This is a genomic window from Aeromonas sp. QDB56 (genome assembly GCF_027705505.1).
GTDB classification, from domain to species: domain Bacteria; phylum Pseudomonadota; class Gammaproteobacteria; order Enterobacterales; family Aeromonadaceae; genus Aeromonas; species Aeromonas caviae.
Window position 1 is genome coordinate 1 of the sequence record NZ_JAPDBZ010000163.1, and the last position, 8,443, is coordinate 8,443.

Genomic DNA, 8,443 nt, shown 5'->3' on the forward strand with positions numbered 1-8,443 from the left:
TGGCGATAAAATCAGATCACAATCGAAGCCATTTTTATATCTATTTCAATTGGTTGCTGCTAAAGATCCTGTACATGCGGCCACATATCCTCCGGTTGTTTGAAGCTGTCTCTCCAGGATCTCCATGCAGTGAGACCACTGCAGGCAAGCTGCGTGAAGGGCCTGATGGTCTTGATGCTGGGGGGAGCGCCTCACCAGCGACAGGAAGGCGTAGCGCCAGGCGGTGTTCAAGTCCGATGCCTGCCAGTCAATCCATTGATCGACCCTGGCCCTGGCTCTCGCCTCGGCGGGATAGAGTGCATTGGCACCATGGCGCGTCGCCAGGTAGCGGATGATGGTGTTCGACTCCCACAGCGTAAAATCCTCATCCTGAATGACGGGCACCATGGCATTGGGGTTGAGCGCCAGAAACGCCGGGGTGTCCGTGGGTTTGAAGCCGGATCCCCACTCCTCCAGCTCGAAGGGGAGGGTCAGCTCGGCACAGGTCCACAGTACCTTGCGCACATTGATTGACGACGCCTTGCCCAGTATTCGCAACATCTTTTTCGTCCTTGTCCGGGGTGATGGATGGCCTGTTTGTCGCAGACATGCCACTTCCCTGTTTGCGCTGCCATCAAGGCCCTGCACTGTCACTGACCGTGCGGGGCCCTGTTTGATTGATTGGCGAGTCAGCCGTGGGTGGTCCTGGGCTGGAAATAGGCGATAAATTTGCCGAGTTTCTCCCCGTCGTAACTCTTCCCCTTCTCCAGCAGCCCGGTGTTGAAGGACTCGAGCAGCCTGCCCTTGGCATCCAGCACGTAGAAGTGGGGCACCCCCAGATACTCGGGGTAGGCTTTCAGGAAGGATTCATTCTTGTTCTGCTCGCTGACGTTCACCTTGACCACCACGAAGGTGCGGTTGAGCTGGCCGGCGAGATCGGGTTCCCGGTCCAGAAAGCGGTTCATCTCCTGGCACCAGCTGCACCATTCGCCCCCCACCAGCAGCAGGACTTTCTTGCCCTCGGCACTGGCCTTGGCGGTAGCGGCGGCGAGATCGCGGGCCGGATCCCGCGTCTCGTCATAACCCTGGCTGTAATCGGGCAGGCTCTGACTCCAGAGGTGGTCGCCCGCGCAGGCGGCGCCATTGAAAAGGAGGGGGCCCAGCATCAGGGGCAGTAACAGTCGTTTCATGGTCTCTTCCTTGTGTCGTTATCTTTGCTTCCAGGCGCAGACAATGTGACACGGGGCGTTTCCTGCGCCAAGCCGCAAACAGGGAAGGGGAAGGCAAAAAGCGGCAATGGAATGGCAGAAAACAACAAAGCCCCTCGAGAGGCAATGCTGTTCAGATAAGCACTTTTTTGACTGATTATTCATAAATTGGATTTGAGTTGAGGGGGCAAGGCTGTGTCCAGTCGATCTTCCTCCAGCCTTTATCCAGCGGGGCTTGCAATAGAAAGAGGGAGGCATCATGCCTCCCTCGCTTTTTTGTCCTGATACTACGTGGACTGGAACTCAAATTCTCTTAAGTGAACAGCATTGCCCTCGAGAGGGGCTTTGTATTCAGGTCAGGGGCGATCAGTAACCCTGCTGGTGGACGTCCATCACGGCGCGACCGGAGGGGTCGGCCATCTCCTTGAACTTGGCATCCCATTCGAGCGCGGTGGGAGTGGAGCAGGCGACCGACTTGCCGTAGGGCACGGTGCGGGCGGCGGACTCCAGCGGGAAGTGCTCGTCGAAGATGGCGCGATAGTAGTACGCCTCCTTGGTGAGCGGGGTGTTGACGGGGAAGCGGAAGGCCGCGGCCTCGAACATCTGATCCGTCACCTCTTCCTCGACCATGGCCTTCAGGCTGTCAATCCAGGAGTAGCCCACGCCGTCGGAGAACTGCTCCTTCTGGCGCCACGCCACTTCGTGGGGCAGCAGATCCTCGAAGGCTTCCCGCAGGATGTGCTTCTCGATCTTGCCCTTGCCGCACATCTTGTCGGCGGGATTGAGGCGCATCGCCACGTCCATGAACTCCTTGTCGAGGAAGGGCACGCGACCCTCCACACCCCAGGCGGCCATGGACTTGTTGGCGCGCAGGCAGTCATAGAGGTGCAGGGAGGCGAGCTTGCGCACGTTCTCTTCGTGGAACTCTTTAGCGTTGGGCGCCTTGTGGAAGTAGAGATAGCCACCGAACAGTTCATCGGAGCCTTCGCCGGAGAGCACCATTTTGATCCCCATCGCCTTGATGTAGCGGGCCATCAGATACATGGGCGTGGAGGCGCGGATGGTGGTGACGTCATAGGTCTCGAGGTGATAGATGACGTCACGCAGGGCATCCAGACCTTCCTGCACGGTGAAGTGGATCTGGTGGTGGATGGTGCCCAGATGGTCAGCCACCTTGCGGGCGGCGGCGAGATCCGGCGACCCTTCCAGGCCGACGGCGAAGGAGTGCAGCTGGGGCCACCAGGCTTCGCTCTTGCCATCGTCTTCCACCCGGCGGGCGGCATAGAGCTTGGTGATGGCGGAGATGACGGAGGAGTCCAGACCACCGGAGAGCAGCACGCCATAGGGCACGTCGCACATCAGCTGGCGCTTGACCGCCGCTTCCAGTGCCGCTTTGAGCTCGGCCTTGTCGCTGACGTTGTGCTCGACCGGCGCGTATTCCATCCAGTCCCGTTTGTACCAAGTTTTAAGCTCGCCATCCTTGCTCCACAGGTAGTGTCCCGGCGGGAAGGTCTCGACGCTCTTGCACACGGGCACCAGGGCCTTCATCTCGGAGGCGACATAGAAGTTGCCGTGTTCGTCGCGGCCGGTATAGAGGGGGATGATCCCCATGTGGTCGCGACCAATCAGGTAGGCATCCTGCTCGGCGTCATAGAGGATGAAGGCGAAGATGCCGTTCAGATCGTCCAGAAACGCCGGGCCTTTCTCCTTGTAGAGGGCCAGCAGCACTTCACAGTCGGAGTGGGTCTGGAACTGGAAGTCGACCTTGAGGTTCTTCTCCAGCTCCTTGTGGTTGTAGATCTCGCCGTTGACGGCCAATACGTGTGTGCGCTCGGGGTTGTAGAGAGGCTGTGCGCCGTTGCCCGGATCGACGATGGCCAGGCGCTCGTGCACCAGGATGGCCTTGTCGGAGCTGTAGACGCCGGACCAGTCAGGCCCGCGGTGACGCAGTCGCTTGGACATCTCCAGGGCCGATTTGCGCAGGGCAGTGGCGTCGGTCTTGATGTCCAGAATGCCGAAAATAGAACACATTGGCGGTAATCCTCTTGATTTTTATATGAGCCCCCCACGTTTGGGCTCGAAATTCCATTTACATTCCTCGCCAATCACAATGCCTAGCGGAAAACCCTTTTGCAAGCAGGAAAACCGCAGAAAATCATGCCGTAAGCGTCAAGTTGCGCCAGGGAATGGCGGCCGTTCGGCCGCCTGAAGAGAGAGGGTCAGGGTTGACGTTCGCGTCAAGTCGCGGCGGGTTCGAAGATCACATAGAGCTTGCGGCAAGGGGTGAGGGTCTCCCACTGCCCGACAAAACCGACGGGAATGACGAACTGATCCCCCGGTTTGAGGTGCAGCCGGCCGCCCTGCTCGTCGTGGATCACCGCCTCCCCTTCCAGCATCTGGCAGTATTCGTGTTCGGTATAGTGAACGGCCCAGCAGCCCGGCTCGCAAGCCCAGAAGCCCACGTGAAACTGCTGGCTCGGGTCGGAGTAGTGGTTCCATGCCGTCTGGCTCGGCGTTCCGGCCCTGATGCGCTCGGGGGCGGGCATCATCGGGGTGGGGGAGACAGTGTGCTTGTCCAGCAGGATCCAGTCGTTCAGGCTCTTCATGGTGCGTCCTTGAGTGGCGAAGGAGCATCCTGCTCCCGTTTAGTTTGTTTAACGATGTTGCGCTTACGTTAAACGAAACGGGCCCCCTTTGCCAAGGGGGCCCGTGCAGGCTGAAGGCTACCGGAAGGGCGGCACCCGGGATCAGACGATGTCGATGTCCACCACGGAGTCAAAGATGTGGTTTGGCCGAAACGGCATGCGGTCGATGTCCGCCACCTTGCTCACCCCGGAGAGCACCAGCACCGTCTCGAGACCGGCCTGGAAGCCTGCCAGGATGTCGGTGCGCAGGTTGTCGCCGATGATGATGGTGTCGTCGGAGTGGGCCTCCATCCGGTTGAGGGCCGCGCGAATGATCCAGGCGCTCGGCTTGCCGACATAGAAGGGCTTCTTGCCGGTCATCCGCTCGATGGGGGCGCACAGGGCGCCGCAGGCCGGGTACATCAGGGGGCCGTGGGTGTCGGGGTTGGTGGCGATGAAGCGGGCCCCCTGATCCACGAACTTGGCGCCCTGCTGCATCATGGTCCAGTTGTAGTTGCGGGTCTCTCCCACCACCACGAAGTCCGGGTCGATATCGGTGATGGTGAAGCCGGCTTTATAGAGCTCGTGGGTCAGGGCCCCTTCACCGATCACATAGGCCTTCTTGCCATCCTGGCGCTTGAGAAAGTCGGCGGTGCCCATGGCGGAGGTGTAGAAGCACTCCTCGGGCACCTCTATTCCGGCGGAGCGGAAGCGGTTTTGCAGATCTTTCTGGGTCTGGGCCGGGTAGTTGGTGAGGAACAGGAGCTTGCTGCCCTGCTCCAGCAGGCGGTGGACGAAGCGGTCGGCGCCGGGAATGAGATCGTTGTTGTGCAGGATGACGCCGTCAATGTCACAGATGACGTTTTTCTTCATGAATTCTCCTTGTAGGGCGCAAGAGCGGGGACAGGGCCTCCCTCTGTTCGTCTCTTCAATCGGTTATGGTTTTTGTGTCGCCATTATAAGGCCCTTTGATGACAAGTCTCCCCCGGTGGGCCAGATGGGTGCACAATGAAGGCGAAGGGAGGGCGCCGCCTCGGTGGTGCCCGCACGGAGTCTGACGATGGAGCCGTCATCATGGAGCACTTTATTGCCGGCTTGCCCAAGCTGGAACTGCACCTGCATATCGAGGGGACCCTCGAACCCGAGCTGATGTTCGCCCTCGGCCAGCGCAACGGGGTGGCGCTTCCCTGGCCCGATGTCGACAGCCTGCGCGCCGCCTATGAGTTCGACGGCCTGCAATCCTTCCTCGATCTCTACTACCTCGGTGCCAGCGTGCTCATCCACGAACAGGATTTCTTCGACCTCACCTGGGCCTATCTCGAGCGCTGCGTTGCCGATCACGTGGTGCACGTGGAGATCTTCTTCGACCCCCAGACCCACACCGCCCGCGGCGTGCCTTTTGCCACCGTGCTGGGGGGCATCGAGCGGGCGTTGCAGGCTGGCGAAGCAGCCTTTGGCATCAGCTGGCGGCTCATCATGAGCTTCCTGCGCCACCTGAGTGAAGAGGCGGCATTCGCCACCCTGGCAGAGGCCACGCCGCACCTGGCGCGCCTGCACGGGGTCGGCCTCGATTCGGGGGAGCAGGGCAACCCGCCCAGCAAGTTTGCCCGGGTCTTTGCCCGGGCCAGGGAACTGGGGTTGCCTGTGGTGGCCCACGCGGGGGAGGAGGGACCTGCGGACTACATCTGGCAGGCGATCCGGGAGCTCGGGGTGCAACGCATCGATCACGGGGTGCGCTGCGTCGAGGATCCCGCGCTGCTGAGCTATCTTGCCGATACACGGCTGCCCCTCACCGTCTGCCCCCTCTCCAACGTGCGGCTCAGGGTGTTTGACCAGATGGCCCACCACAATGTGCTAAGGCTGCTGGAGCAGGGGCTCTGCGTCACCGTGAACTCCGACGATCCCGCCTATTTCGGCGGCTACATGAACGCCAACTTCCAGGCCCTGGCCGACGGGCTTGGCGCCAGCCAGGAGCAGTTGTGCCGACTCAGTCTCAATGCCGTGGAGGCGAGCTGGCTGAGCCTTGCGGACAAGGTGCGTCTGACCCGGGACATTCGCCTCCATGCCGCCCTGCACGGGGTGAGCCTGCACTGAGCAGGCCGCCTTGCACACCTTGAATGGAGGAGGCCCGCCATGGCTGGCGGGCCTCTTTGTGCCATCGTTGGGCGGGTATCAACCCACCCGCACCAGATACTTTTCCCCTTGTCCCTCCTGCTTGACGTGGGTGAGCAGGGCGGGCAGGGCGTCGAAGTCGCCCACCACCAGCGGCGGCAGGGTCAGCTCGCCGCTCGCCATCTGCGCCATCATGGCGACACCGGCCGCTACCAGACGGCTCCACTGTTTGTCCGAGCCAAAGGCGTGCTGGGCGCCGAGGGCAATCTCGTGCAATGAGTGGCAATGGCTAAAGGCGGGCAGCGGGTTGCGCGCGATGCGCCCGAGCACCGTCACCATGTGGCCGTAATAGCCAAGGGCAGGCAGCAAGGCTTCTGCCTGCTGGCTGGAGACCAGATCGATGATCCCCTCGAAGGGTTCACCGCCGTTGGCGGCCTGCAACTGGGCCAGCCAGTCGGGATCCCGATAGTCCGCCACCCCCTGCACGCCTAGCTGTTTGAGCCACTGGTGGTGGCGCGGGCTGGCGCTGGCAAAGACGCGGGCCCCCTGCTTAAGGGCAAGTTGCACCGCGAAGCGGCCGACACTGCTGCCAGCCCCCGTGATGAGCAGGGCCTCCCCGTGCAGGTGCGGCAGCTTGGCCAGTGCCTGCCAGGCGGTGAGGCCGGGGCAGGGGAGCGCGGCGGCCGTCTCGTCGCTCAGGGCATCGGGCACCGGCATCAGGGCGCGAGCCGGCACCAGGGTGTGGCGGGCAAAGCTGCCGCCGTGGCGCAGGTCGGTGTGATAGGCGACCCGGGTGCCGGGGCGCAGGTGGGTGACATTGGCCCCCAGTGCCACCAAGGTGCCCATGCCATCGACGCCGGGCACATGGCCTGGCTGCCAGTGGGGATGACCCTGTTCGATGAGTTTCCAGTCCACCGGATTGAAGGCGATGATCCGGTTGGCGACGAGGAACTCGTCGGGCCCGGGGGCGGGGAGCGTCTGCCGGGTGAGGATGAGCTGGTCCGGTTCGCCGGGGGCGTGCCAGCACCAGGCCTGGGTATGGTTCATGGTGACTCCTTGAAAGAGAGGGGCGCAGATTGAATCACATGGCGCAACAATGTCTTGGGTTGTTGTTGCACTGGCAAGACAACAAGGCGGACCCCACGCTGGTGGGGTCCGCCCGGGAAGAGGTTAAGCGCCAGCCGCCTTATGCCCGCTCTGCCCCATAGACGGGGTAGTCGGTCAGCCCTTTCTCGCCGCCGCCAAACAGGGTGGCGGGATCATGGGGAGCGAACGGATGGCCGTGGCGCAGGCGGTTCGGCAAGTCGGGGTTGGCCACGAAGGGGCGACCGAAGCCAATCATGTCGGCCCAGCCCGCCTCGATGGCGGCGCGGGCGCGCTCCCCATCGTACTTGCCGGCGTAGATGAGGGTGTTGGGGAAGGCGTCGCGCAGCCCCTGCTTGAAGCTCTCCGCCATCAGGGGGGCGTCGTCCCAGTCCGCTTCGGCCACGTGCAGATAGACCACGCCGAGCTGGCCCAGCAGGCGCGCGGCAGCCAGATAGGTCTCCTGGGGGTTGGCATCCACGGTGCCGTTGAGGGTGGTGAGCGGCGCAAGGCGTACCCCGACCCGGTCGGGACCGATCTCGTCACAGACCGCCTCGGTCACCTCTTTGAGGAAGCGCAGCCGGTTTTCGAGCGAACCGCCATAGCCGTCGGTGCGGGTATTGGACTCGGAGTCGAGGAACTGGTTGATGAGGTAGCCGTTGGCGGCGTGCAACTCGATGCCGTCAAAGCCCGCTTCCATGGCGTTGCGGGCGGCCCGGCGAAACTGCCCCACCACGGCGTCGATGTCGGCCTGGGTCATGGCGCGCGGGGTGACGGTCTCCACAAACCCCGGGGCATCGCTGCCGTTGTCGACGAATACCTTCACTCCCTTGGCCTGGATGGCGGAGGAGGAGAGGGGCTGGGCGCCGCCGATGTTGTCAGGATGGGTGACCCGGCCCACGTGCCAGAGCTGGGCGAACATGATGCCCCCCTCGGCGTGGACCGCGTCTGTTACCTGCTTCCAGCCTGCCACCTGCTCGGCGCTGTGGATGCCCGGCGTCCAGGCGTAGCCCTTGCCCAGGGGATCTATCTGGGTGCCTTCGCTGATGATGAGGCCGGCCCCGGCACGCTGGGCGTAGTAGGTCGCCATCATGGCGTTGGCCACGTCCCCGGGCTGGCTGGCGCGGGAGCGGGTCATGGGGGGCATGACGATGCGGTTGGCAAGGTGCAGCTGGCCGAGGCGAAGGGGGCAGAACAGGGGATCGTGGTGCATGATGGATTCCTCAATCTTTGGGAGTGAGGTGACTCTAGAGGGGATTGTTATTGTGAAAAAGAGGGGGTATTGCAGAAGAGAATTGCCGTTATCGCAGCAATGGCGCGGGAGGGGCCGGGCTCGGGCCAGAAAAAAGAGGGCCAAAGGCCTAATGCCAGTCAGTTAAGCCTGACTGGCATTGTTTTTACTAGGTTTTCTCGTCGCATACTTCTGTGGTTTGGCTT

General features: G+C 62.5%; 8 protein-coding genes. 1 reads left to right on the forward strand and 7 read right to left on the reverse strand.

What is annotated here, in order from left to right:
* Positions 1 to 45: 45 nt before the first annotated feature.
* The 5 genes from OKB81_RS18100 to OKB81_RS18120 form a co-directional block, all read right to left on the reverse strand.
* Complete coding sequence (locus OKB81_RS18100) at positions 46 to 540, reverse strand: glutathione S-transferase (RefSeq protein WP_270666826.1); 495 nt, start codon at positions 538 to 540, stop codon at positions 46 to 48.
* A 128-nt stretch (positions 541 to 668) separates the two neighbouring features.
* The gene (locus OKB81_RS18105) at positions 669 to 1,169 is read right to left on the reverse strand and encodes a thioredoxin family protein (protein ID WP_160837120.1); all 501 of its coding nucleotides are present in this window, start codon (positions 1,167 to 1,169) and stop codon (positions 669 to 671) included.
* Positions 1,170 to 1,553: 384 nt separating this feature from the next.
* Positions 1,554 to 3,218, reverse strand: a complete 1,665-nt coding sequence (gene asnB / locus OKB81_RS18110) for an asparagine synthase B (RefSeq protein WP_160838541.1) — start codon at positions 3,216 to 3,218, stop codon at positions 1,554 to 1,556.
* Positions 3,219 to 3,424: 206 nt separating this feature from the next.
* Complete coding sequence (locus tag OKB81_RS18115) at positions 3,425 to 3,793, reverse strand: cupin domain-containing protein (RefSeq protein ID WP_160838539.1); 369 nt, start codon at positions 3,791 to 3,793, stop codon at positions 3,425 to 3,427.
* 141 nt (positions 3,794 to 3,934) lie between these two features.
* Positions 3,935 to 4,684, reverse strand: a complete 750-nt coding sequence (locus tag OKB81_RS18120) for an HAD-IIA family hydrolase (RefSeq protein ID WP_010675115.1) — start codon at positions 4,682 to 4,684, stop codon at positions 3,935 to 3,937.
* A 201-nt stretch (positions 4,685 to 4,885) separates the two neighbouring features.
* On the opposite strand from OKB81_RS18120, the gene OKB81_RS18125 reads away from it, so the two are divergent.
* Entirely contained in the window at positions 4,886 to 5,905 is a 1,020-nt protein-coding gene (locus OKB81_RS18125) for an adenosine deaminase (RefSeq protein WP_103858448.1), read from the forward strand.
* A 78-nt stretch (positions 5,906 to 5,983) separates the two neighbouring features.
* Here the strand turns inward: OKB81_RS18125 and OKB81_RS18130 are convergent, their stop codons facing one another.
* Both OKB81_RS18130 and OKB81_RS18135 read right to left on the reverse strand, forming a co-directional pair.
* Positions 5,984 to 6,970, reverse strand: a complete 987-nt coding sequence (locus tag OKB81_RS18130) for a zinc-binding dehydrogenase (protein ID WP_270668135.1) — start codon at positions 6,968 to 6,970, stop codon at positions 5,984 to 5,986.
* 139 nt (positions 6,971 to 7,109) lie between these two features.
* Positions 7,110 to 8,219 carry an alkene reductase gene (locus OKB81_RS18135; RefSeq protein WP_160838535.1) on the reverse strand — a complete coding sequence of 370 codons (1,110 nt, stop codon included), beginning with the start codon at positions 8,217 to 8,219 and terminating at the stop codon, positions 7,110 to 7,112.
* Positions 8,220 to 8,443 lie beyond the last annotated feature (224 nt).